This is a genomic window from Corynebacterium sp. LK2590 (assembly GCF_040946105.1).
In the GTDB taxonomy this organism is placed as follows: Bacteria; Actinomycetota; Actinomycetes; order Mycobacteriales; family Mycobacteriaceae; genus Corynebacterium.
In genome coordinates, this window is sequence record NZ_JAYWMH010000004.1 from 33,378 (window position 1) to 54,530 (window position 21,153).

Sequence of the window (21,153 nt, forward strand, 5' to 3'; positions counted from 1 at the left end):
AGCATGAGCTTTACCATCGCCACCGTCAACGTCAACGGCATCCGCGCGGCCTGCAAACAGCGCAACGAGAACAACCCGGGCATGAACGCCTGGCTGCAAGACACTGATGCTGACGTAGTGCTGATGCAAGAGGTGCGGGCATCGCAAGCCCAGACCGAAAAGGCCCTGGCCCCGGCCCTGGAGGCCGGCTGGCACCTGGCGATGGCCGAGTCCCTGGACCCGGGCACCAAGGGCCGGGCCGGGGTGGGCATTTTGTCCCGCACCCCGCTGAGCGACGTCGTGGTCGGGCTGGGCACCTTCGGCGACTCCGGGCGCTGGATCGAGGCCACCGTCGAGGACCCGGCGGCCGCCGCCGGCGGCAGCGCCCTGCGCGTGGCCTCGCTCTACCTGCCGAGCGGGGACACCGGCACCGAAAAGCAGGACCAGAAGTACCGCTTCCTGAGCCAGTTCTCCGAGGTCCTGGCCGAGCGCGCGGAAGCTTACCCGCAGATGGTCATCGGCGGCGACTGGAATATCTGCCACCGCTCCCAGGACCTGAAGAACAACAAGCCCAACGAGAAGGTCTCCGGCCACCTGCCGGAGGAGCGCGCCTTCATGGACCACGTCTTCGGCAGCTTCCCGGACGCTAACCCGCAGGATAAGGCCGGCCTGGGCGACTGGCGCGGGGTAGTGGACTACCCGGGCGGTAAGGTCTGGACCGCGGCCGCGGAGCCGGTGTGGTTCGACGTCGACCGGCGCCTGCACTCGGACCCGGAGCAGGACGGCCCCTACACCTGGTGGACCTACCGCGGGCAGGCCTTCAACAACAACGCGGGCTGGCGCATCGACTACCAGGCCGCCACCCGGGCCATGCTGGACCGGGCCCAGACAAGCCGCGTGGACAAGGCGCCCACGGTGGAACAGCGCTGGTCCGACCACTCCCCGCTGCTGGTGACCTACGCTTAAGAAACGGCGGGAGAATAGATTGACCCCACTGTTTAGCGTCCTCTACATCATCGGAATCACCGCCGAGGCGATGACAGCCGCGCTGTCCGCCGGGCGGCAAAAACTCGACCTCTTCGGCGTGACCCTGCTGGCCGCGATTACGGCCCTGGGCGGGGGCACCGTGCGCGACATGGTGCTCGACGACTACCCGCTGACCTGGGTGGGCCAGCCCAAATACCTCGTCTTCGTGCTGGTGGCGGCCCTCATCACGGTGTGGATGTCGTTTTTGATGCACTACTTCCGGCACCTGTTTTTGATCCTGGACGCGCTCGGCCTGGCGGTCTTTTCGGTGCTAGGCACGCAGGCGGCGCTCAACCTAGGCCACGGGTTTGTCATCGCCTCCGTCGCCGCTATCATCTCCGGTGTTTTCGGCGGCATCCTGCGCGACCTGCTCTCCGACCGCGTGCCGCTGGTCTTTTCCGGTGAGTTCTACGCCTCCATCTCCCTGGCCGCCACCGCGGTCTACATGCTGCTGCTAGAGGCCGGCCTGAGCGTGGAGATCACCGCGATCGCCACCGTCATCTTCGGCTTCTGCGCCCGCCTGTGGGCCATCTACTCCAAGCGCGGCCTGCCGGTTTTCGAGTACAAGGGCGCCGAGCAGCCCATCGACCCGCGCCTGCGCCTGTCCGCCCGCCTGGTGCGCGACGGGGCGCGCTCGATGAAGCGCCGCGCCGGCAGCCTGGCCAGCGGCCGGAGCCTGCGCTTCGACGCCTCCGCCTACACCTCGGTCAACCGCCAGACCGGCAAGCACGCCCGCGGCAGCCGCGACCGCGATCCGCAGCAGCAGTGGGTCATCCAGCGCCCCCGCAAGGCCGCCCAGCCCACCCGGCACGCCAAGCCGGACCCGAAGCGCCAGGCCGCGGCGGGCAAGAACGCGACGCCCAAAAAGCCCAAGGCCAAGCCGAAGCCTAAGTGGCCGCGCCTGCCGAAGGGTGGGCTGCCGCGGCGCAGCCGCCCGGATGAGGGGCAGTGGGAGCAGAACGATTAAGGCAATCTGTGTGCCCGGGTGCTAAACTATGGCACGCACAATATTTCCCGGAAAACTTGGAGTTAATAGAAACTATGGCGCGCGCAATCATTTACTTCGTGCTCGGTGCTGTCTTGCTGGCACTCGGTATCTGGTGGTGGACCGCAATGGGCCCGTCCTTTGCCTTCCTGCTCCCGACCATCACGATGGGTATCGGTGGCGCGTTCATGGTGGCCGGCTGGGCCGTCCTGATGGACGTCATGAGCCCCACCAGCCGCAAGCTCTAAGCTTTCCCAGCAAGCACCAACCGCCCGGCACCGCGTTGCCCGGCGGTTTTTTCATGCCCGCTGGCCGCGCCCTATAGGCTGCCGCCCCGCCGGCGGCGCCGCGCGCGGAAGGGGGCGTTGTGACTCGGGCAGGGGTAACAGGGATTACACTGGGAGCATGACTGATCAGAACGCGAACGCGGCCGAGGCCGCGACCACCCGAGTACTATCCGGTATCCAACCCACGGCGGATTCCTACCACCTGGGCAATTACTTGGGAGCGTTGAAGCAGTGGATCGAGCTGCAGAACAACCACGAGGCGTTCTACTTCATCCCGGATCTGCACGCCATTACCGTCGAGCAGAACCCGGAGGAGCTGCGCCAGCGCACCCTGGCCGGGGCTGCGCAGCTTATCGCGCTGGGTATTGACCCGGACAAGTCCACCCTCTTCGTGCAGTCGCACGTGCCCGCCCACGCGGAGCTGACCTGGGTCCTGCAGTGCCTGACCGGCTTCGGCGAGGCCTCCCGCATGACCCAGTTCAAGGACAAGTCCGCCAAGCAAGGCTCGGAGCGGACCTCCGTGGGCCTGTTTACCTACCCGGTGCTCATGGCCGCGGACATCCTGCTCTACTCGCCGCACTACGTGCCGGTGGGCGAGGACCAGCGCCAGCACCTGGAGCTGACCCGCAACCTGGCGGAGCGTTTCAACGGCAAGTACGGCGAGACCTTCCGCATCCCGGAGGCCTTCATCCCGGAGGGCTCCGCCAAGATTTACGACCTGCAGGAGCCGACGGCGAAGATGTCCAAGTCGGGCGACAACCCGAAGGGGATTATCAATCTGCTGGATCCGCCGAAGACCTCGGCCAAGCGCATCAAGTCGGCCGTGACGGACGACCTGGGCGTGGTGGCCTTCGACCGCGAGACCCAGCCGGGCGTGTCCAACCTGTTGGCCATCCAGTCCGCGCTGACCGGCAAGGCCATCGACGAGCTGGTGGAGTCTTACGCCGGCAAGGGCTACGGCCACCTGAAGGTAGACACCGCCGACGCCCTGGAGGCGTTCACCACCCCGCTGAAGGCGCGCTTCGACGAGCTGATGGCGGACTCGGCCGAGATCGAGCGGATCCTGGCCCGCGGCGCCGAGCGCGCCGCCGAGGTGGCCCAGCCGCTGGTAGACGACGTCTACGCCAAGGTAGGTTTCCTGCCTGCGCGCCGATAAGCAATTCCGGTTAAGCTGTCAAGACAGCCAAAGAAAATAACTTAGCCCGCAATCAAGCCCGTCCCCCGAACCTAAGAGGAGAGCCCGTCGTGGCAGCCAAGACCACCTCGCGCCGCGAGAACACCGACCAGTACGGCATCGAGCGCACCCGCCAGGATGAACCCGGCGCCGTAGACAAGCTGCGAGACAAGTCCCGGATTGTCGAGCGCGCCATGCGCATGCAGGAGCGCTATTCCGCCGAGGGCGGCAACCAGTTCGCCGCCGGCATTACCTACTACTCGGTGCTGGCGATGTTCCCGATCCTCATGCTGGCCATGGCCGCCGTCGCCGCCGTGCTGGCCAACCGCCCGGACCTGTTCCAGCAGGTCCAGGACCAAATCACCAACGCCGTGGACGGCGACCTGGGGGATACCCTCAACGAGGTCCTGCAGACGGCCGTCGACCAGCGCGGCGCCATGTTCGGCATCGGTGGTATTACCGCCCTATGGTCCGGCCTGGGCTGGATGAACAACCTCCGCGTGGGCATTTCCGCCATGTGGCGCATCGACGCCACGGAGGGCGGCAACTTCGTGGTCAAAAAGCTCAACGACCTGATCGGCCTCATCGGCCTGCTGCTGGCCTTCGCCGTGGCCTTCGGCGTGACCGCCGCCGGTACCTCGGGGCTTACCCAGAAGGTCTTCGAGTGGGTGGGCATCGAGTCCTTCCCCGGCATGAACTTCGTCCTCTTCGCCGCCGGCCTGGTGGTCGGCCTCATCGCCAACTTCCTGGTCATCTGGTGGCTGGTGGTCATCCTGCCGCGCACCAAGGTCCCGACCAAGTCGGGCCTGCAGGGCGCGCTGCTGGGTGCTATTGCCTTCGAGGTCATCAAGCAGCTGTCCACCGTCATTATGTCCTCGGCCACCGGCTCCCCGGCCGGCGCGGTCTTCGGCCCGGTCATCGTGCTGATGATTGTGATGTACCTGATCTGGCGCGTGGTGCTCTACGTGTCTGCCTGGACCGCGACCACCGACGAGTCGCTGGCCCAGACCCCGCTGCCGGCGCCGGAGCCGGCCGTCATCCGCGTGCGCAACGAGATCCACGAGGGCCCGAACACCGGTGTTACCCTGGGCGCCGGCGCGGCTATGGGCGCTGCCGCCGCGGGTATACTGGCACTGCTCAACCGCAAGAAATAATTTTCGACGAGGTAATTTAAGCGAGGTTTTCCCGGATGGCCATTGCGCACAATCTCTACCAGGCGCACCACCTTGATACCAGCGATAGCTGCCAATCCCTGGGGATCATCATGGCCGGCCGGGACGCGCGCCTACAGAGCCTGGGCGAATCCGAACAGTCGCCGCAGCGCCGCGAGGCCCAGCTGGTCTTCGCCGTGCTGTCCAGCCCGCAGCGCCGCGAGCTCTACGATGCCGCCATCTCCGCCGGCCGCAGCGTCGACTGGTCCGACTTGGAGCACCTGGCCAACTTCGACCGCTGGCCGGATCCGAACCTTGCCCGGCCGGTCACCCAGGCCGACAAGCAGCAGCCGCCGCAACAGCCGCAGCCGCAGCGGAAACCGGAGCCCCCGCAGGCCTCGCCGTACGGGCAGCCGCAGACGCAGTACGCCCCGCCGGCGTCCCCGTACGCGCAGCCCTTCAACCCGCACCAGGTGGCGACTAACAACGCGAACGTTCCGGCGGTCCACAACGCGAACCTGCCGGCGGCCCAGCGCTACTCGGACGCGGTGGCGGCCAACCCGGAGGTCGAGCGCATCGCCGCCCGCCCGAGCGCCGGCGGGTGCTTCGGCATGGCCCTGTTCGACGGTTTTCTGGCCACCGTCGCCTCCGGCCTGGTCGGCGGCCTGCTGGCCGCGGGCGGTGGGGTGCTCTCCGACGCGATGAACGACACGCTGGGAGTTGTGGTCTTCACCCTGCTCTTCATCGCCTATTTCTTAGGCTTTGAGGCCTACATGGGCGGCACCCCGGTCAAGCGCATGATGGGCTACAAGGTCGCCAACGTGGAGACCGGCCGCAACCTGACCCTGGGAGAGTCCGCCAAGCGGCAGTGGTTCCGCGTCGTGCAGATCATCCCCGGCCTGGGCTCGCTGGTCTCCCTGGGTGGTTCCCTGTTCGTGCTGGCTTCTATCAGCCCGTCTAACGAGCTGCGTGGTTCCCACGACCGCTGGGCCGACGCCGAAGTAACGAAAAAGCCGCGGCAGCAATAACGATAACGGCCACCGCCGCCACCGCGGCGATGCCCAGCCAGCTGTCTGATTTCTCGATCCAGCTGGCGCGCTGGTGGGGGTCGGAATCCGCCGGCGGGGCGGGAGTGGGGGTAGCGTCCTGGGCGGCGCTATCTTTTTCCTTCTTGTCCGCATCCTTTTCATCCAGGCTGCCGATGCCGGACCCGGCCGGGACCTCGTAGGCGGCGTGGAGGAGCATCTGGGCCTGCTCCCAGGCGCGGGGGCCGTGCTCGATGGTGGTGTCCAGGAGGACGGCCTGCAGGCGGCGGCCGTCGCGGTCGAGGGCGCCGACGAAGGTGTGGTGGGCGTCGTCCGTATAACCCGTCTTGCCGCCGATTCCGTCCGGATCGTGCATGAACAGCCCGTTGTCGTTGCCCAGCTCGTAGCCGGGGTGGTCTTCGTAGCCGGGAAAATCCACGGACTCGGTGTTGACTATCCGCGCGAAGGTCGGGTTAGCGTAGGCCGCCCGGTAGATGCGGGAGATGTCCCGGGCAGACGTCGACATGCCGGGCGCGTCCAGGCCGGAGTAGGAGGCGGCAAAGGTCGAGGTGGTGCCCAGCTCGTGGGCTAGGTCGTTGACCTTTTCCAAGGTCTTCTCGTCCCCGCCGAGCTCCTGGGCCAGCGCGTGGGCGGCGTCGTTGCCCGAGGCCATGAGCAGGCCCTGGAGGAGCTGTTCGATGGTGTAGCGCCCGCCGGCGCCGATCCCGACGGAGGAGCCGGTGATGCCGGCGGTCTCCTCGTTGGCGACGACCTCTTTGTTGAGATCCAGCTCGTCGATGGCGACTAGGGCCAGCAGGGCCTTGATAATGGAGGCCGGGCGGTAGCGCCCGTCCGGATCCTTCTGGGCGATGATCTCGCCGGTGTCGATGTCGCTGACCATCCAGGCGCTGGCGACGACCTCGGGGTTGAGATCGAAGCCCTCCGGCGCGGTGACCCCGCAGGCCGCGCCTTCCACCGGCGGCAGCGGGGCGGGGGATTCCTGGCCGGGCGCGAGGTTCTCGGAGGTGGTGCTCGGCTCGGCCGGCACGAGCGAGTGCGGGCAGTCGTTGGTATCCGGCGCGGTGGTGCGGATGGAGCTGCTCGGCTCGTCGCCGGTACCGTCGTCCTGCAGGCCCTCGGCGGCCTCGGCGTCGGTCAGGTGGGCGGCGGGGTCCTCAAAACCCTCGGGCACCTCGGCGGCCGGATCGCCCGGCCCGGCCTCCTGGGCCTGGGCCTGGGCGGCGACTCCGGCGGGGGAGTGGGCCGCCACGACGGGTGCGGGCGCGACGAGGGCTGCGGCTAGAGCTGCAGTGATAATTCTTTTCATGGCATGACATATCTTAAAGGCACACCTACTATGGCCGGTATGCATGACGCACCATTAATTAGTCCGGAAAATAAAGACGCGGACGCGGACGTTTTCGCCCAGCTGCCGAAGATCACCCTCTTCGAGGAGCTCGGCGCCACGGTCGCGCGGGCCGGCAGCCCAGCGGAGCTTACCGCGGCGGTCTCTGCGCACCTGCAACGGCTGGCGGAGGACCACGTGGTCTACGCGGAGCTGCGCTTTAACCCGGCCCGCGCCCAGCTCGCGGCGGAAGAGGCGCTGGCCGCGGCCGTGGCCGGGCTGGACGTCGAGGGCATCGACGCCCGGATCATCGTCACCGCCGAGCGCGGCGCGCAGGACGCCGCCGCCGTGACCCAGCTGGCCCAGCTCACCGTCGCCCAGCACAGCGGCAAGGTCGTCGGCTTCGAGCTCGCCGCGGATAACGGCCAGGAAAGCCAGGACGGCCAGGCCGCGGCGCCGCTGGCCGGCTTCGCCGCGGCGTTGCAACCCCTGCGCGAGGCCTACGTGCCTTTCGCGGTGCGGCTGACGGCCGCCGGCGATGCCGAGGACATCGGCCAGGCGCTGCAGGCGGGCGCGACGCGGCTGACGCTGACCGCCGGCATCATCGATGACTTCAGCGCGACGCTGGAGGGCATCGAGCCGGGCCGGGTCTCGGCCTGGGTGCGCGACCGCCACATCCTGCTGGATGCGGCACCCCGCTTCGAGGTCGCCCGCGGCGAGATCGAGGAGCTAGTCGACCACCCGCTGCCGCTGCTGCAGCAGCTGGGCTTTAACTGCGCGGTCAGCTCCGGGTCGTTCGAAACCGGCACCATGACCGAGCAGCTCAGCGCCCTGGCGGAGACCTTCGGCTACGGGCTGGAGGAATTCTTCGATCTGTCGGTCAACGCGATAGAGCACTCTTTTGCCAACCAGGAGGACCGCCAGCACCTGCTGGAGACGGTCTTCCTGCCGGCCTACGAGGAGCTCTCCGACGCCGAATTCGCCGAGGACCACCACGATAGCGACGGTGCCGAAGACACCCACGGCGCTGCCGAGACCCCAGGAGAAGAGGTATAAACCATGTCGAAAGTACTCTTTGTTATCTCCGCGGCCGAGGAATGGACCCTGGCCGACGGCAGCACGCGTGAGACCGGCTTCTGGGCCGAGGAGCTCGTCGCCCCGCACCGCACCTTCGCCAACGCGGGCTGGGAGATCGCCTTCGCCACCCCGGGCGGGCAAGAGCCCGTCGTGGACGAGGCCAGCCTGGAGAGCCTGAACGAGATGCAGCGCGAGTCCCAGGAGGACTACCTCGCGGCCACCCACTACGAGCTGTCCCAGCCGCTGGACCTGGCCGAGGTCGACGAGGCCGACTACGACGTCGTTTTCTACCCGGGCGGCCACGGCCCGATGGAGGACTTGGCTGAGGACGCCACCTCGGCGGCCCTGCTGGCCCGCCGCCACGCGGCCGGGCGTCCCCTGGCGCTGCTGTGCCACGCGCCGGCGGCGCTGCTGGCCGTGCCGGCCGATGAGAACGGTCAGTGGCCCTTCGCCGGCTACGAGATGACCGCCTTCAGCGACGTCGAGGAGGGCGAGGAGACCCTGGCGAAGGCGAAGTGGAGCCTGGAGCAGCGCCTGCGGGAGCTGGGCGCGGACTACCGCGCCGCGGATCCCCTCCAGCCCAACGTGGTCAAGGACCGCCACCTGTTTACCGGCCAGAACCCGGTCTCCTCGGAGCCGCTGGCCCAGCGCGTCCTGGCCGCGCTGCGCTAGAGGAAAGCAAAAAGCCAGCACCGAAGAAAAACACTCGGTGCTGGCTTTCGCTATGCCGGCGGCTTTTCTCCGCCGGCGGGGCCTAATCTTGGCCTAGAACTTGGAGAAGCGCTTGACCAGCATCTCCTCGAGCTCCTTCCACGCCTCGGCATGGTCGTTGAACGGCTTGGACGGCACGTAGCCGGCCTGCTCGGTCGAGCCCAGCATGTAGCCCAGGTAGTCCTGGAAGCGCGGGTGCGACAGGAAGAAGGAGTTCACCGAGTCGTCGCCGGCCCAGTCGGCGGCATCCGCGCAGATCTCGTAGCAGCGGTTCATCTGCTGCGAGTCGACGTGCTCCGGGCCCTTCTCGATGTCCCGGGCGATCCCGTTGAAGGTGTACTGGTTGTCCGGGTGGACGGTGACCTCGAGCTCGCCGGCGTTGCCGGCGTTGACGATGTCCTCCCAGGTGGACACGCGGGCCAGGTCGTGGTCGTCGTTCTCGATGACCCAGCGGGCCAGGTGCTTGCCGGTGGGGAAGGTGAAGATCTCGCCCCACTTGCCCAAAAAGACCGGGGAGGAGCCCAGGTAGGTGCGCAGCGTGTACACGGACTTCTGGTCGATGGTGATCTTCACCGGGTCAATGCCGGCGGCCGCCCAGATGGACTTGTCATAAGGATCGGCGGCCTCTTCCTCGGCCTTGCGGGCCGCGGCGGCGTCCTCGCGGGCCTGGCGGGTGGCCGCGGCGGCCGCGGTGATGCGCTTGTCGGCGTCCTCGACCTGCGCGGAGTCGAACTCGGAGCTGTCCACCACCTGGGTGTGGGCCTCCAGGTCGTCCAGGACCTCGGCCCAGTTGCCGGCGACCACGCTGCCGACGCCGGTCCACTCGCTCATGCCCTGCGGGCCGGCGTAGTGGTCGGCGCCGCGGGCGACGTTGCGCAGCAGGGAGTGGCTGGCGAAGAAGATCACGGAGTGCTCCGCGCCGGAGACCTCCGCCAGGGACTGGGTCAGCTCGAAGTTGCGGGCCACGGTGCCGACGTTGTCGTGGCTGGGCGCGCCCGCCAGGCGGTTGGGCACGTCCACCAGGTCGTAGACGTCGCGGGTGGCCGGGGTGATGCGGTCCTCGCCGCGGGCGGCGAAGGCCTGCCACTCCGGGTGATCGAGCAGATCGTGTTTGTGGTCGGATTCCACGTAGCACAGCAGCTCGGCGGCGGAGCCGAACAGCAGGACGGATTCGTCATTGCCTAAGAAGGCCTGCCACTCGGCACCGTCTTGGCGCCATTTTGGGGCCCACAGGGTGAAGTAATCACCGGCGGGCAAACTCAGCTTTACGGGAACGATCGCGCGGGTGCTCATGGCGTTTAAGTCTACCCAAACCTCCCGCCCGGCTCGGCGACCCGCCCGGGCTTTAGCCAGTAGGCCGCCAGAATCCGAGGAATTGCATCCCGATATTGGAGGTGCGCACCGGGTTGACCTGGACCGGATCGCCGGCCTCGACCATCTGGCCGTTGCCGGCGTACATGGCCACGTGCCCGTCCCATACCGCCAGGTCGCCCTCCTGCAGCTCGCTGGCGTCCACCTGCCGGCCGACAGCCTGCTGGTCCGCCGTGCGCGGCAGGTCGACCCCGGCCTGGGCGTAGGCCCACTGGGTCGGGCCGGAGCAGTCGAAGCCGTTCGGGGTCGTCCCGCCCCAGACATAGGGCGTTCCCTGCTGGGACAGCGCGGCCTTAACCGCCGCCTTGCCCGCGGCGCTGCTTGCGTCCTCCCCGCCGGTATCGTCCTGGTGGGCGACCGGTTCGATCTCGTGCTCCGGCGCGGTCTCCGGCAGGGCCTCCGGCCCGCGGTTTCCGCCGGCGCCCGGGGAGGCGGCCTTCTCCTCGAGCGCGGCGACCGCGTGCGCGCCGCGTTCTTCCGAGGGCAGGGCGGAGCCCACGTGGGAGGCGGCGATATCGGCCAGCGGCTGCGCGGCGGCGGCGAGTTCCTCGACCAGCTGGGCCACGCGGGCGCCCGCCCGGGCGACGAACTGCTGGGCCAGGGCCGCCAGCTGGGCGGCCGCCGCGGCGCGGGCCGCCGGGTTGTTGGTCAGCATGCCCAGCGCGAGGGGCAGGGCCTGGCGGCCTAGCTCCACGGCGATGCCTACGATGTCGCCGCCGGCGGCAAAGACCAGGTCCCGGCCGCGGGCGAGCGCCTGGTGCAGGGACTCGCGGTCGCTGGCCAGGGCGTTGGCGGCGGCCAGCACCGGGGTGGCGTCGGTCTGGCTGATGCGCGCGAGCGGCTCCACCGCGGCAACATCGGGGTTTATAGGCAGCTCCAAGCCTGCGGGGAGGTCGGCCGGGCGCATCTCGGAGATGGTCTTGAGGGCCTGGGTGATGACCTGCATTAGGAACCTCCCGCGTGGGAGGCAAGGCGGCCGGCGGTGTGCTCGTCGGTGGCGGCCGCGGCCGCGGCCAGGGCGTAGCCGGCCCGGGAAATATGCGCCAGGTCCGCGCGCAGGCGCTCGGTGCGCTGGTTGATATTGGTCACAGCGGCGGCCAGGTGGGCGCCGAAGTCGTGCGTGGCCGCATCCCGGGGTACCGCGGGCGGGGCAGGCAGGCTGCCCTGGGCGTTGCGGGATACGTCGGTGGCTAGTTGGCGGGTCAGGTCTGGGTCAACGTCGAGAATGCTCATGCCTTCTTAGACTGCGCGGGCGCCGACACGGTTCCCGCCACTTTCTGCATGCCGCCGATGCCCTACGATGGGGGACATGGAAACCTACGTTGCTGATCACCCCCTCGCGGCGTCCCGCCTGACCCTGATGCGCGACGCCCGCAGCGATAACGCGGCCTTCCGCGCCGCGCTGAAGGACCTGGGCACCATGCTGGTCTACGAGGCCGCGCGGAACCTGCCGGTGGAGCACTTCGACTGCCAGACCCCGGTGGACGTGGCGGAAGGCACCCGCCTGCAGGACCCGCCGATCATCGTGCCGATCATCCGCGCCGGCCTGGGGATGATCGACCCCGCGCTGGCGATGATCCCCGACGCCCAGGTCGGCTTCATCGGCATGGCGCGCAACGAGGAGACCCACGAACCGGTCCCATACCTGGAGGCCCTGCCGGAGGACCTGTCCGGCCGCACCGTCTTCGTGGTCGATCCCATGCTGGCCACCGGCGGTTCGCTGCTGCACTCGCTGCGGCTGCTGGCCGACCGCGGTGCCACCGACATCACCGCCATCTGCATGGTCTCGGCGCAGCCGGGCGTGGACGCGCTGGCCAACTCGGGCCTGCCGGTGCGCCTGGTCACCGCGTGCATCGACCCGAGCCTGAACGAGGAGGCCTACATCGTCCCCGGCCTGGGCGATGCCGGCGACCGCCTCTACGGCCCGCGCAATATCGACTTCTAAGCTAGGCTTTAAGGCGCACATCATCGAGCGTCTTCCACGGGGGTGGGGAAGTTTTGACTACGGCTGCGCGTCCGGCCTTGAGCTTTTGGAAATTCTGCGGGGAATTATTTGCCAGCAACCTGCGCACCGCGCGGGTGCGCCGCGGCCTGTCCCAGCGGGCGCTGGCGGATATCTCCGGCGTCTCCCGCAACCAGATCGGCAACCTGGAGCGCGCCCGCGCCGCGGATCCGACGGTCTCCACGGTCTACAAGCTGGCCCTGGCCCTGGAGATCCCGCCGGCTGTGCTGCTGCCGTATACCCGCCAGTTCGCGGGCTCGCTGGTGGCCGAGGTCTCCGATGTCGCCGCCTTCTCGCCGGCGTACGTGCGCCAGCGCCGCCGCGAGGCGACTAGCCAGCCTTTCCCGGCCGCGCGGGCAAGCTAAGGGGGCGGGCTATTGGCGCGCGGGGGAGGGGCGGTTATACTGGGCGACTAACTGAACAGCATGGTCTAGTTGTAGACTGTGGCGAGTACTAAACGAGCAGTTGCCTAACGCGGTGAGGAGGCCATTAATGGCAGACCAGACGGGAGACCCGGCGGTCCCACAGTCAATCAGCGCGTTCGTCGGCGCCTGGTTCGAGGAGCACCGGGCGGAGATCCACGGCTGGCGCCGCCACATCCACCGCCACCCGGAGACGGCCAACCGGGAGGTAGAGACCACCCGGTATATCGCCGCCCGCCTGGCCGAGTACGGCGTTAGCGCCCACCGCTTCCCGGAGACCGGCCTGATGGCCGACATCGGCCCGGAGACCGAGGGCGGGCGCGTGGCCTTCCGCGCGGACATCGACGCCCTGCCGGTCACGGAGGTCACCGGCCTGGAATTTACCTCGGAGGTCCGCGGGGTGGCGCACGCCTGCGGCCACGACGTGCACACCACCGTGGTGCTGGGCCTGGCCTGTGCGATCGCCGATTACGACCGGGCCTTCGGCCTGCCGGTCGGCGTGCGGGTCATCTTCCAGCCCGCCGAGGAGGTCTGGGTGGGCGGGGCCACCGACGTCATCGAGTGGGGCGCGCTCAAGGGCGTGCACTCCATCTTCGCGGTGCACGTGGAGCCCAAGCTGCGCGTCGGGCGCATCGGCGTGCGCACCGGCGCTATCACCTCGGCCACCGACATCGTCGAGCTGACCATCAACGGACCCGGCGGGCACACCTCCCGCCCGCACCTGTCCGCGGACGTGGTCTACGCGCTGGGCAAGGTGATAACGGAGCTGCCGGCGCTGCTGTCGCGCCGCGTGGATCCGCGCACTGGCACGGTCGCCGTCTTCGGCCAGGTCAACTCCGGCTACGCGCCGAACGCCATCCCGGAGACCGGCACTGCCTCGGGCACGGTGCGCACCGCCGACATCGGGGTCTGGCGCAAGATCCAGGGGCTGGTCACCGAGCTCATCGAGCAGATCCTAGCCCCCGTCGGCGTCGAGCACGTCCTGTCCTATCACCGCGGTGTTCCGCCGGTGCTTAACGACGACGTGGCCACCGCCCTGTTGGCCAGCGCGGCCAGCCACATCGACCCGCAGGCCGTGGTGGAGGCCCCGCAGTCCTCCGGCGGGGAGGATTTCTCCTGGTACCTCGAGCACGTCCCCGGCTCCATGGCGCGCCTGGGCTGCTGGTCCGGCGACGGCGAGCAGTTCGATCTGCACATGGGGGATCTCGTGGTGGACGAGCGCGCCATCGGCGTGGGCATCAAGCTCTTCGGCTCCGTGGTGGAGCAAATCGCGAACTCGGAGGGCGTAGACCTAGGCTAGGGCGGTAGAGTAGGCGGGGAAGTATCATCTCGACACTTGTCTTGTCTCTATTTCCCCGTGACTTAATCGCCTGAATTTTTATAAAGGAGCTTTTCTACGTGTCTCACCAGTCGCAGCGAATTGTCATCATCGGCGGCGGCCCCGCAGGTTATGAAGCAGCTTTGGCCGGTGCCAAGTATGGCGCCGACATCACCCTGATTGAGGATCAAGGCATGGGTGGCTCGGGCATCCTGCTGGACTGCGTGCCGTCGAAGTCCTTCATCGCGGGCGCCAACATTAAGACCGACCTGCGGCGCGCGGAGGCCATGGGCCTCAACGAGCACCTGGGGCACATGCCGCTGGCGCTCCAGGCCCTCAACGAGCGCGTGCAGGCCCTGGCCGCCAACCAGTCGGGCGATATCCAAAACGACATGGAACGCGCCGGCGTGCGCGTCATCAACGGCCGCGGCTACTTCGGCGAGGACCAGACTGCCAGCGCCAGCGCGTGCCACAAGGTCACCGCGGTGCACAACGACGGCGGCGAGGAAGAGGTCCTGGAAGCGGACCTGGTGCTGATTGCCACCGGCGCGACCCCGCGCATCCTGCCGGGCGCCCAGCCGGACGGCGAGCGCATCCTGACCTGGCAGCAGGTCTACAACCTGCAGGACCTGCCCGAGCACCTCGTCGTGGTCGGCTCCGGCGTCACCGGCGCGGAGTTCGTCTCCGCCTTCGCGGAGCTGGGCGTGAAGGTCACCATGGTCGCCTCCCGCGACCGCATCCTCCCGCACGACGACGCCGACGCAGCCGACGTGCTGGAGACCGTCCTGTCTGAGCGCGGCGTCGAGCTGGAAAAGCACGCCCGCGTGGACACCATCACCCGTACCGAGGACGGCGGCGTGTGCGTCAAGACCTCCGACGGCCGCGAGATCTTCGGCTCCCACGCCCTGATGTCGATTGGTTCCATCCCGAAGACGGAGGGCCTGGGCCTGGAGAACGTCGGCGTGTCCACCACCAAGTCCGGCCACATCGAGGTCGACCGTGTTTCGCGCACCAGCGTGGCCGGCATCTACGCCGCCGGTGACTGCTCCGACCTGTTCCCGCTGGCCTCCGTGGCCGCCATGCAGGGCCGCATTGCTATGTACCATGCCCTGGGCGAGGGCGTGTCCCCGCTGCGCCTGAAGACCGTCGCCACCGCCGTGTTCACCCGCCCGGAGATCGCGGCCGTCGGCTTCACCCAGGCCGAGATCGAAAACGGCGACGTCGCCGCCCGCACCATCACCATGCCGCTGAGCACCAACCCGCGCGCCAAGATGCGCTCGCTGCGCCACGGCTTCGTCAAGCTGTTCTGCCGCCAGACCTCGGGCCGCGTCATCGGCGGTGTGGTCGTCGCCCCGACGGCCTCCGAGCTCATCCTGCCGATTGCGGTCGCCGTGACCAACCAGCTCACCGTGAACCAGCTTGCGGATTCCTTCGCGGTCTACCCGTCCCTGTCCGGCACCATCACCGAGGCCGCCCGCCGCCTGGTTGCCCACGACGATCTGGAGTAGGCACTACTCAAACGCCACCCCGGGGGCGGCCCCGACGGCATAAATTAAAGGCAGCTGGTCAGACCAGATGCCTTTTTGCTTGCTAGAAGCGCAGGCCGTTGGGGCTGGCGTTGAGGTCGTGGTGCGCTTCGACGCCGGACTGCGGGAAGGCGCGCTGGGGGCAGGCGCTGCGTGGGCAGGTGGTGCACCCGGGCCCGATGGGGGTCGCGGCGGCCGGGTTGAGGTTGAGGGCGTCGGAGTAGATGAGTCGGTGGGCCTGGGAGATGTCGCAGCCCAGGCCGACGGAGAATTCCTTGCGCGGGGTGCCGAAGGGCTGGACCTGGCCCTGGATGTGGCGGGCGATCCACAGGTAGCTGTGTCCGTCGGGCATGGTGGCGACCTGGCGGGTGATGCGGTTGGGGGTCTCGAAGGCCCGGTGGACCACCCACAGCGGGCAGGAGCCGCCGGAGCGGGAGAAGTGGAAGCTGGTGGCGGACTGGCGCTTGGAGATATTGCCCGCGCGGTCGGTGCGGATGAAAAAGAACGGCACGCCCTGGGCGCCGGGCCGCTGCAGGGTGGCTAGCCGCTGGGCGGTGGCCTCGAAGCTGGTGCCGAAGGCGGTGCCGAGGCGCTCGACGTCGTAGCGGAAATCCTCGGCCTGCTCGAGGAAGGCGGTGTACGGCATGGTGACGGCGGCGGCGAAGTACTGCGCCAGGCCGTAGGTGGCCAGGTCGCGGGAGCCGGCATCGGCCAGCTCGGAGACCAGGTTGTCCAGGACGTCGCGGTAGGCCAGCAGGCAGTACTGGAGGGCCATCTGGAAGCACAGCTGGGCATCTGTCAGCCCGTCCTGCAGATCCAGCTGCCGGGTCTCAGGGTCGTAGTGGCGGCGCAGGTGCGGGCCGGCCGCGCGGAAGCGGACCTGCACGCCGAGCTCGCGGTCGAGCAGCGTGGACAGCTGGGTCAGGCGGAAGAGGCTGTCACCCAGCCGGCCGGAGAGCTCCTCGGCGAGCACGTCGAGCTCGTGGATGTAGTTGTTGGTGTCGTAGAAGAAATCCCGCACGACCTCGTAGGAGCCGGCAGGGCGGGAGTCGGGCACGCGCCGGGCGATGTCGACGAGCTCCGGCATGAGCTCGGGGTAGCGGGCGGCGATTTCGGAGAGCGTGGACTCGGGCGCTTGGGGGAAGATGGCGCGCAGGTCGGAGATGGTGCGCACGTCCTTGACCGGCGAGAAATAGGTCGGGTCCACGCCGAAGCGCTGGGTCAGCTGCATCAGTACCGTCACGGTCAGCGGGCGCTGGTCGTTTTCCAGCTGGTTGAGGTAGCTGGTGGACAGGTCCAGCTCCTTGGCCATGGCGACCTGGGTGAGGCCGCGGGACTTGCGGAGCGCGTGGATCCTTGCCCCCGCGTAGTGCTTGCTCATCGTTTTTAACCTTCCTCTGGAGCCCGTGTGCTGCGGTTTTTACAGCTTTTGCGGGAATTGCCGTCATATTCCACTCTATTCCGCAAACTTTACTTGTGGTCTGGGCCCGCGGCAAGCGCCTAGTGTGATGTGAAACGCAAACAAGTGTTACGGCCCTCACAATGGGGGCCTAGAAAGGCAGGCACGGCAGACCATGATCGAGCACCAAGTACGCACCCACAAGTCCGCGGAGGACTTCCCGCTGGAGGAGCACCTGGCCTACAAGGTGGCGCAGGTCGCCGCGGACCCGGTGGCCGTCGACGACGAGGTCGCGGACATGATCATCAACCGCATCATCGATAACGCGGCCGTGGCGGTTGCCTCCGTCACCCGTCGCCCGGTCACCTCTGCGCGCAGCATGGCCGAGGGCCACCCGGTTACCGAAGGCGGCGCCAGCGTCTTCGGCATCGACGGCACCTACTCCGCCGAGTGGGCCGCCCTGGCCAACGGCACCGCCGTGCGCGAGCTGGACTTCCACGACACCTTCCTGGCCGCGGAATACTCCCACCCCGGCGACAACATCCCGCCGCTGCTGGCCGTCGCCCAGCATAAGGGCCTGGGCGGCAAGGAGCTCATCCGCGCGGTGGCCACCGGCTACGAGATCCAGGTCAACCTGGTCAAGGGCATCTGCCTCCACGAGCACAAGATCGACCACGTCGCCCACCTCGGCCCGTCCGTGGCCGCCGGCCTGGGCACCCTGCTGGAGCTGGACACCGAGACCATCTACCAGGCCGTGGGCCAGGCGCTGCACACCACCACCGCCACCCGCCAGTCCCGCAAGGGCCTGATTTCCTCCTGGAAGGCCTACGCCCCGGCGTTCGCCGGCAAGATGGCCATCGAGGCCGTCGACCGCACCATGCGCGGCGAGGGCGCGCCGGCCCCCATCTGGGAGGGCGAGGACGGCTTCATCGCCTGGATGCTGCACTCCCCGGAGCGCACCTACACTGTGCCGCTGCCGGCCCCCGGCGAGGCCAAGCGCGCCATCCTGGACACCTACACCAAGGAGCACTCCGCGGAATACCAGTCCCAGGCGCCCATCGACCTGGCCATCCGCATGAAGCAGACCCTGGCGGACAAGGGCCTGGACACCGCTGACATCGAGTCCATCGTCCTGCACACCTCGCACCACACCCACTACGTCATCGGCACCGGCGCGAACGACCCGCAGAAGATGGACCCGCAGGCCTCCCGCGAGACCCTGGATCACTCCATCATGTACATCTTCGCCGTGGCCCTGCAGGACGGCGGCTGGCACCACGTGGACTCCTACTTGCCGGAGCGCGCCGCCCGCCCGGACACCGTGGAGCTGTGGCACAAGATCTCCACCGTGGAAGACCCCGAGTGGACCCGCCGCTATCACTCCCACGACCCGAACGAGAAGGCCTTCGGCGCCAAGGCGGTCATCACCTTCAACGACGGCACCGTGGTCGAGGACGAGATGGCCGTGGCCAATGCCCACCCGCTGGGCGCGCGCCCGTTCGAGCGCGACAACTACATCACCAAGTTCCGCACCCTCGCCGAGGGCTTGGTCGACCCGGCCGAGCAGGACCGCTTCCTGGCCGCCGCCCAGAACCTGCGCGAACTCACCGATTTGAGCGAGCTCAACGTCCGGCTTAACGATGCCGCCCTCGCCCAAGCCTCCAACACCCCGGAAGGACTCTTCTAATGGCTGGCCTGTTTGGTTCCACCGTTACTGACACTGAGAAACGCCAGGCGCTGCGCCAGACCCTGGCGGACGAGAACATCACCACGCTGCCCGGCGCGTTCAACCCGTTGACCGCGCGGCTCATCCAGGACATCGGCGGCTTCGGCGGCGTCTATATTTCCGGCGCCGTGCTGGCCAACGATCTGGGCCTGCCGGACATCGGCCTGACCACCCTGACCGAGGTGGCCCAGCGCGCCGGCCAGATCGCCCGCGTGACCGACCTGCCCGTGCTGGTCGATGCCGACACCGGCTTCGGCGAGCCCATGTCCGCCGCCCGCACCATCGCCGCGTTGGAGGACGCCGGCCTGGCCGGCTGCCACCTGGAGGACCAGGTCAACCCGAAGCGTTGCGGCCACCTGGACGGCAAGGAGGTCGTGGAAACCGACGTGATGGTGCGCCGCATCACCGCTGCCGTCAACGAGCGCCGCGACGAGAACTTCGTCATCTGTGCGCGCACGGACGCCGCCGGCATCCACGGCATCGACGAGGCCATCGAGCGCGCCAAGGCCTACGCCGACGCCGGCGCCGACCTGATCTTCACCGAGGCGCTCTACAACCCCGCGGACTTCGAGAAGTTCCGCGCCGCGGTAGACACCCCGCTGCTGGCGAACATGACGGAGTTCGGCAAGACCGAGCTGCTCAGCGCCCAGCAACTGCAGGATCTGGGCTACAACGCCGTCATCTGGCCGGTCTCCACCTTCCGCGTGGCCATGGGCGCGACCGAGGACTTCCTCCGCGACATGGCGGACACCGGCCTGCAGACCGAGTGGCTCGAGCGCATGCAGCACCGCTCCCGCCTCTACGAGCTGGTTCGCTACGACGAGTACAACGCCTTCGACAACTCGGTGTTCACCTACTCCAAGGACTCCTACCGTCCTACCTTCTAAACCCCACCACCCACCTTCGTTGAAAGAAAGAGGCATTCACCATGTCTGATACCGCAGCTGATACCAAGAACCAGGAACCGGAGATCCGCAAGGGCCTCTACGGCGTCGTCGTCGACGAGACCGCCATCTCCAAGGTCGTCCCGGAGACCAACTCCCTGACCTACCGCGGCTACCCGGTCCAGGAACTGGCCCGCTACTGCTGCTTCGAGGAGGTCGCTTACCTGCTGTGGAACGGCAAGCTGCCCGGCCAGGAATCCCTCATCCGCTTCTCCGCCCGGGAAAAGGCCCTGCGCCACCTGGACCGCCACCTCATCGACCTGATCAAGTCGATGCCGCTGTCCTGCCACCCGATGGACGTCCTGCGCACCGCCATCTCCTATATCGGCGCCCAGGACCCGGAGGCCTACACCCGCGACTCCGAGCACATCCGCCGCACCGCCTTAGAGCTGATGGCCAAGATCCCGACGATCATCGCCCTGGACATCCGCCGCCGCCGCGGCGAGGACTACATCCAGCCGTCCCGCAAGAAGGGCTTCGCCGAGAACTTCCTGTGGATGGTCTTCGGCGAGGAGGAAGGCTCCCCGGCCAACAACCGCGCTGATATCGAGGCCTTCGACAAGTCGCTCATCCTCTACGCGGAGCACTCCTTCAACGCCTCCACCTTCTCCGCCCGCGTGGTCACCTCCACCATGTCGGATACCTACTCCGCCATCGTGGCCGCCATCGGCGCCCTCAAGGGCCCGCTGCACGGCGGCGCCAACGAGGCCGTGATGAAGAACTTCCTGGAGGTCGGCGACCCGGCCAAGGCGGAGGAGTGGACCAAGAACAAGCTGGCCAACAAGGAACTGGTCATGGGCTTTGGCCACCGCGTCTACAAGAACGGCGACTCCCGCGTGCCCACCATGGAGGCCGCCTTCAAGGAGCTGGCCAAGGAGCACGGCCAGGAGCAGTGGGTCGAGATGTACGACATCATGGCGAAGACCATGTACGAAAACACCTCCATCAAGATCCGCCCGAACCTGGACTTCCCGGCCGGCCCGGCCTACCACATCCTGGGCTTCGACATTGAGTTCTTCACGCCCATCTTCGTGATGTCTCGCATCACCGGCTGGACCGCCCACATCGTGGAGCAAAACGAGAACAACTCGCTCATCCGCCCGCTGTCCGCCTACGTCGGTGAAGAACAGCGCTCGGTCCCGCCGAAGTCCTACTAAGGCGGGCCTGCCCCAAAACCTGATACCGCCGGTTCCCAGTACTCGAGCGCCGCCGCTGAGGCCGGGGTACTGGGAACTAGTGCTGGCAGGGCTAGCTGCGCCGGCGACCCAGGGCAAAGCCCACGATGGTGCCGGCCACTACGGCTAGAGTAGCCCAGCCGGCGGCGGCCCAATCCCAAGCCACGACGAACCCGGTCGGACCCAACACCAAGTGTACGACGGCCAAGCTCAGCGATGCCGCCAGTATCCCTCCGACAACTGACGTAAGCGCCGTGCCGCCGAGGAGAGTGGCTAGGATTCGTCGGTCCCAGCGACTTGTAATGCTCAACTCGTACAGCATTAAGCGCAGTAGGGTCGTTTTGCCGGAGCCGCTCTTGCCAGTCAACGCGACGAATTCGCCCGCACCTGCTGTCAGGGAGCAGTCCCGCAGAGCCGTCGTTGCGCGGGGCCCAGAACCCAGGGTGGTGGTGACGTGTGAAAGTTCTATTGTTTTCATTCTTAAAAAGTGAAGCGGGATAGCCAGTGGTT

21 protein-coding genes are annotated in these 21,153 nt (G+C 67.9%); 15 read left to right on the top strand and 6 right to left on the bottom strand.

Going from position 1 to position 21,153, the window contains the following annotated elements; genetic code table 11:
- Positions 1 to 3 precede the first annotated feature (3 nt).
- From VVR85_RS06190 to VVR85_RS06215, 6 genes are all read left to right on the top strand, one after another.
- Positions 4 to 945, top strand: coding sequence for an exodeoxyribonuclease III (locus VVR85_RS06190; protein WP_368520072.1), 942 nt, complete (start codon positions 4 to 6; stop codon positions 943 to 945).
- 19 nt (positions 946 to 964) lie between these two features.
- Complete coding sequence (locus VVR85_RS06195) at positions 965 to 1,972, top strand: trimeric intracellular cation channel family protein (RefSeq protein WP_368520073.1); 1,008 nt, start codon at positions 965 to 967, stop codon at positions 1,970 to 1,972.
- Positions 1,973 to 2,046: 74 nt separating this feature from the next.
- Positions 2,047 to 2,238 carry a hypothetical protein gene (locus tag VVR85_RS06200; protein ID WP_368520074.1) on the top strand — a complete coding sequence of 64 codons (192 nt, stop codon included), beginning with the start codon at positions 2,047 to 2,049 and terminating at the stop codon, positions 2,236 to 2,238.
- A 157-nt stretch (positions 2,239 to 2,395) separates the two neighbouring features.
- Positions 2,396 to 3,433, top strand: coding sequence for a tryptophan--tRNA ligase (gene trpS / locus VVR85_RS06205; protein ID WP_368520075.1), 1,038 nt, complete (start codon positions 2,396 to 2,398; stop codon positions 3,431 to 3,433).
- An 89-nt stretch (positions 3,434 to 3,522) separates the two neighbouring features.
- Entirely contained in the window at positions 3,523 to 4,605 is a 1,083-nt protein-coding gene (locus tag VVR85_RS06210) for a YhjD/YihY/BrkB family envelope integrity protein (RefSeq protein WP_368520076.1), read from the top strand.
- Between the two features lie 35 nt (positions 4,606 to 4,640).
- Positions 4,641 to 5,630, top strand: coding sequence for an RDD family protein (locus tag VVR85_RS06215; RefSeq protein WP_368520077.1), 990 nt, complete (start codon positions 4,641 to 4,643; stop codon positions 5,628 to 5,630).
- Here VVR85_RS06215 and VVR85_RS06220 read toward each other — a convergent pair.
- Entirely contained in the window at positions 5,560 to 6,954 is a 1,395-nt protein-coding gene (locus VVR85_RS06220; RefSeq protein ID WP_368520078.1) for a D-alanyl-D-alanine carboxypeptidase family protein, read from the bottom strand. The two genes, VVR85_RS06215 and VVR85_RS06220, sit on opposite strands and share 71 nt — an antisense overlap.
- A gap of 39 nt (positions 6,955 to 6,993) precedes the next feature.
- On the opposite strand from VVR85_RS06220, the gene VVR85_RS06225 reads away from it, so the two are divergent.
- Positions 6,994 to 8,028, top strand: coding sequence for an adenosine deaminase (locus tag VVR85_RS06225; protein ID WP_368520079.1), 1,035 nt, complete (start codon positions 6,994 to 6,996; stop codon positions 8,026 to 8,028).
- A 3-nt stretch (positions 8,029 to 8,031) separates the two neighbouring features.
- A complete protein-coding gene (locus VVR85_RS06230; protein ID WP_368520080.1) occupies positions 8,032 to 8,721 on the top strand; it encodes a type 1 glutamine amidotransferase domain-containing protein in 690 nt (229 codons plus the stop codon).
- A 93-nt stretch (positions 8,722 to 8,814) separates the two neighbouring features.
- On the opposite strand, the gene VVR85_RS06235 is transcribed toward VVR85_RS06230, so the two are convergent.
- The 3 genes from VVR85_RS06235 to VVR85_RS06245 are packed head-to-tail and all read right to left on the bottom strand — an operon-like array spanning position 8,815 to position 11,364.
- A complete protein-coding gene (locus VVR85_RS06235) occupies positions 8,815 to 10,053 on the bottom strand; it encodes a hypothetical protein (RefSeq protein WP_368520081.1) in 1,239 nt (412 codons plus the stop codon).
- 52 nt (positions 10,054 to 10,105) lie between these two features.
- Positions 10,106 to 11,077, bottom strand: a complete 972-nt coding sequence (locus VVR85_RS06240; protein WP_368520082.1) for a C40 family peptidase — start codon at positions 11,075 to 11,077, stop codon at positions 10,106 to 10,108.
- A complete protein-coding gene (locus VVR85_RS06245; protein WP_368520083.1) occupies positions 11,077 to 11,364 on the bottom strand; it encodes a transducer protein Htr23 in 288 nt (95 codons plus the stop codon). Before VVR85_RS06245 ends, VVR85_RS06240 begins: the two co-directional genes overlap by 1 nt.
- Before the next feature lie 76 nt (positions 11,365 to 11,440).
- Between VVR85_RS06245 and upp the strand changes: the two genes are divergently transcribed.
- The 4 genes from upp to VVR85_RS06265 all read left to right on the top strand — a co-directional run bounded on the left by upp (position 11,441) and on the right by VVR85_RS06265 (position 15,381).
- A complete protein-coding gene (gene upp / locus VVR85_RS06250) occupies positions 11,441 to 12,076 on the top strand; it encodes a uracil phosphoribosyltransferase (protein ID WP_368520084.1) in 636 nt (211 codons plus the stop codon).
- 77 nt (positions 12,077 to 12,153) lie between these two features.
- Positions 12,154 to 12,498 carry a helix-turn-helix transcriptional regulator gene (locus VVR85_RS06255; RefSeq protein WP_368520085.1) on the top strand — a complete coding sequence of 115 codons (345 nt, stop codon included), beginning with the start codon at positions 12,154 to 12,156 and terminating at the stop codon, positions 12,496 to 12,498.
- A 127-nt stretch (positions 12,499 to 12,625) separates the two neighbouring features.
- Positions 12,626 to 13,855 carry an amidohydrolase gene (locus VVR85_RS06260; protein WP_368520086.1) on the top strand — a complete coding sequence of 410 codons (1,230 nt, stop codon included), beginning with the start codon at positions 12,626 to 12,628 and terminating at the stop codon, positions 13,853 to 13,855.
- Between the two features lie 98 nt (positions 13,856 to 13,953).
- Entirely contained in the window at positions 13,954 to 15,381 is a 1,428-nt protein-coding gene (locus tag VVR85_RS06265; protein ID WP_368520087.1) for an NAD(P)H-quinone dehydrogenase, read from the top strand.
- 82 nt (positions 15,382 to 15,463) lie between these two features.
- Here the strand turns inward: VVR85_RS06265 and VVR85_RS06270 are convergent, their stop codons facing one another.
- Positions 15,464 to 16,780 carry a short-chain fatty acyl-CoA regulator family protein gene (locus VVR85_RS06270; protein ID WP_368520088.1) on the bottom strand — a complete coding sequence of 439 codons (1,317 nt, stop codon included), beginning with the start codon at positions 16,778 to 16,780 and terminating at the stop codon, positions 15,464 to 15,466.
- A gap of 193 nt (positions 16,781 to 16,973) precedes the next feature.
- On the opposite strand from VVR85_RS06270, the gene prpD reads away from it, so the two are divergent.
- The 3 genes from prpD to VVR85_RS06285 are packed head-to-tail and all read left to right on the top strand — an operon-like array spanning position 16,974 to position 20,625.
- The gene (gene prpD / locus VVR85_RS06275) at positions 16,974 to 18,485 is read left to right on the top strand and encodes a 2-methylcitrate dehydratase PrpD (protein WP_368520089.1); all 1,512 of its coding nucleotides are present in this window, start codon (positions 16,974 to 16,976) and stop codon (positions 18,483 to 18,485) included.
- Positions 18,485 to 19,411 (top strand): methylisocitrate lyase, encoded by a 927-nt coding sequence (gene prpB / locus VVR85_RS06280; protein ID WP_368520090.1) that lies wholly within the window; start codon positions 18,485 to 18,487, stop codon positions 19,409 to 19,411. The genes prpD and prpB overlap by 1 nt, the downstream gene beginning before the upstream one ends.
- A gap of 41 nt (positions 19,412 to 19,452) precedes the next feature.
- Positions 19,453 to 20,625, top strand: a complete 1,173-nt coding sequence (locus VVR85_RS06285) for a bifunctional 2-methylcitrate synthase/citrate synthase (RefSeq protein ID WP_368520091.1) — start codon at positions 19,453 to 19,455, stop codon at positions 20,623 to 20,625.
- Positions 20,626 to 20,716: 91 nt separating this feature from the next.
- On the opposite strand, the gene VVR85_RS06290 is transcribed toward VVR85_RS06285, so the two are convergent.
- Positions 20,717 to 21,121, bottom strand: coding sequence for an ATP-binding cassette domain-containing protein (locus VVR85_RS06290; protein ID WP_368520092.1), 405 nt, complete (start codon positions 21,119 to 21,121; stop codon positions 20,717 to 20,719).
- Between the last annotated feature and the right edge of the window lie 32 nt (positions 21,122 to 21,153).

Excerpts from the sequence above, each read along its gene's own strand:
- upp (WP_368520084.1), top strand. The coding sequence starts at position 11,441 with ATGGAAACCTACGTTGCTGATCACCCCCTCGCGGCGTCCCGCCTGACC.
- VVR85_RS06270 (WP_368520088.1), bottom strand. The coding sequence starts at position 16,780 with ATGAGCAAGCACTACGCGGGGGCAAGGATCCACGCGCTCCGCAAGTCC.
- VVR85_RS06235 (WP_368520081.1), bottom strand. The coding sequence starts at position 10,053 with ATGAGCACCCGCGCGATCGTTCCCGTAAAGCTGAGTTTGCCCGCCGGT.
- VVR85_RS06260 (WP_368520086.1), top strand. The coding sequence starts at position 12,626 with ATGGCAGACCAGACGGGAGACCCGGCGGTCCCACAGTCAATCAGCGCG.
- prpD (WP_368520089.1), top strand. The coding sequence starts at position 16,974 with ATGATCGAGCACCAAGTACGCACCCACAAGTCCGCGGAGGACTTCCCG.
- VVR85_RS06225 (WP_368520079.1), top strand. The coding sequence starts at position 6,994 with ATGCATGACGCACCATTAATTAGTCCGGAAAATAAAGACGCGGACGCG.
- VVR85_RS06285 (WP_368520091.1), top strand. The coding sequence starts at position 19,453 with ATGTCTGATACCGCAGCTGATACCAAGAACCAGGAACCGGAGATCCGC.
- trpS (WP_368520075.1), top strand. The coding sequence starts at position 2,396 with ATGACTGATCAGAACGCGAACGCGGCCGAGGCCGCGACCACCCGAGTA.
- VVR85_RS06220 (WP_368520078.1), bottom strand. The coding sequence starts at position 6,954 with ATGAAAAGAATTATCACTGCAGCTCTAGCCGCAGCCCTCGTCGCGCCC.
- VVR85_RS06230 (WP_368520080.1), top strand. The coding sequence starts at position 8,032 with ATGTCGAAAGTACTCTTTGTTATCTCCGCGGCCGAGGAATGGACCCTG.
- prpB (WP_368520090.1), top strand. The coding sequence starts at position 18,485 with ATGGCTGGCCTGTTTGGTTCCACCGTTACTGACACTGAGAAACGCCAG.
- VVR85_RS06245 (WP_368520083.1), bottom strand. The coding sequence starts at position 11,364 with ATGAGCATTCTCGACGTTGACCCAGACCTGACCCGCCAACTAGCCACC.
- VVR85_RS06200 (WP_368520074.1), top strand. The coding sequence starts at position 2,047 with ATGGCGCGCGCAATCATTTACTTCGTGCTCGGTGCTGTCTTGCTGGCA.
- VVR85_RS06190 (WP_368520072.1), top strand. The coding sequence starts at position 4 with ATGAGCTTTACCATCGCCACCGTCAACGTCAACGGCATCCGCGCGGCC.
- VVR85_RS06240 (WP_368520082.1), bottom strand. The coding sequence starts at position 11,077 with ATGCAGGTCATCACCCAGGCCCTCAAGACCATCTCCGAGATGCGCCCG.
- VVR85_RS06290 (WP_368520092.1), bottom strand. The coding sequence starts at position 21,121 with ATGAAAACAATAGAACTTTCACACGTCACCACCACCCTGGGTTCTGGG.
- VVR85_RS06215 (WP_368520077.1), top strand. The coding sequence starts at position 4,641 with ATGGCCATTGCGCACAATCTCTACCAGGCGCACCACCTTGATACCAGC.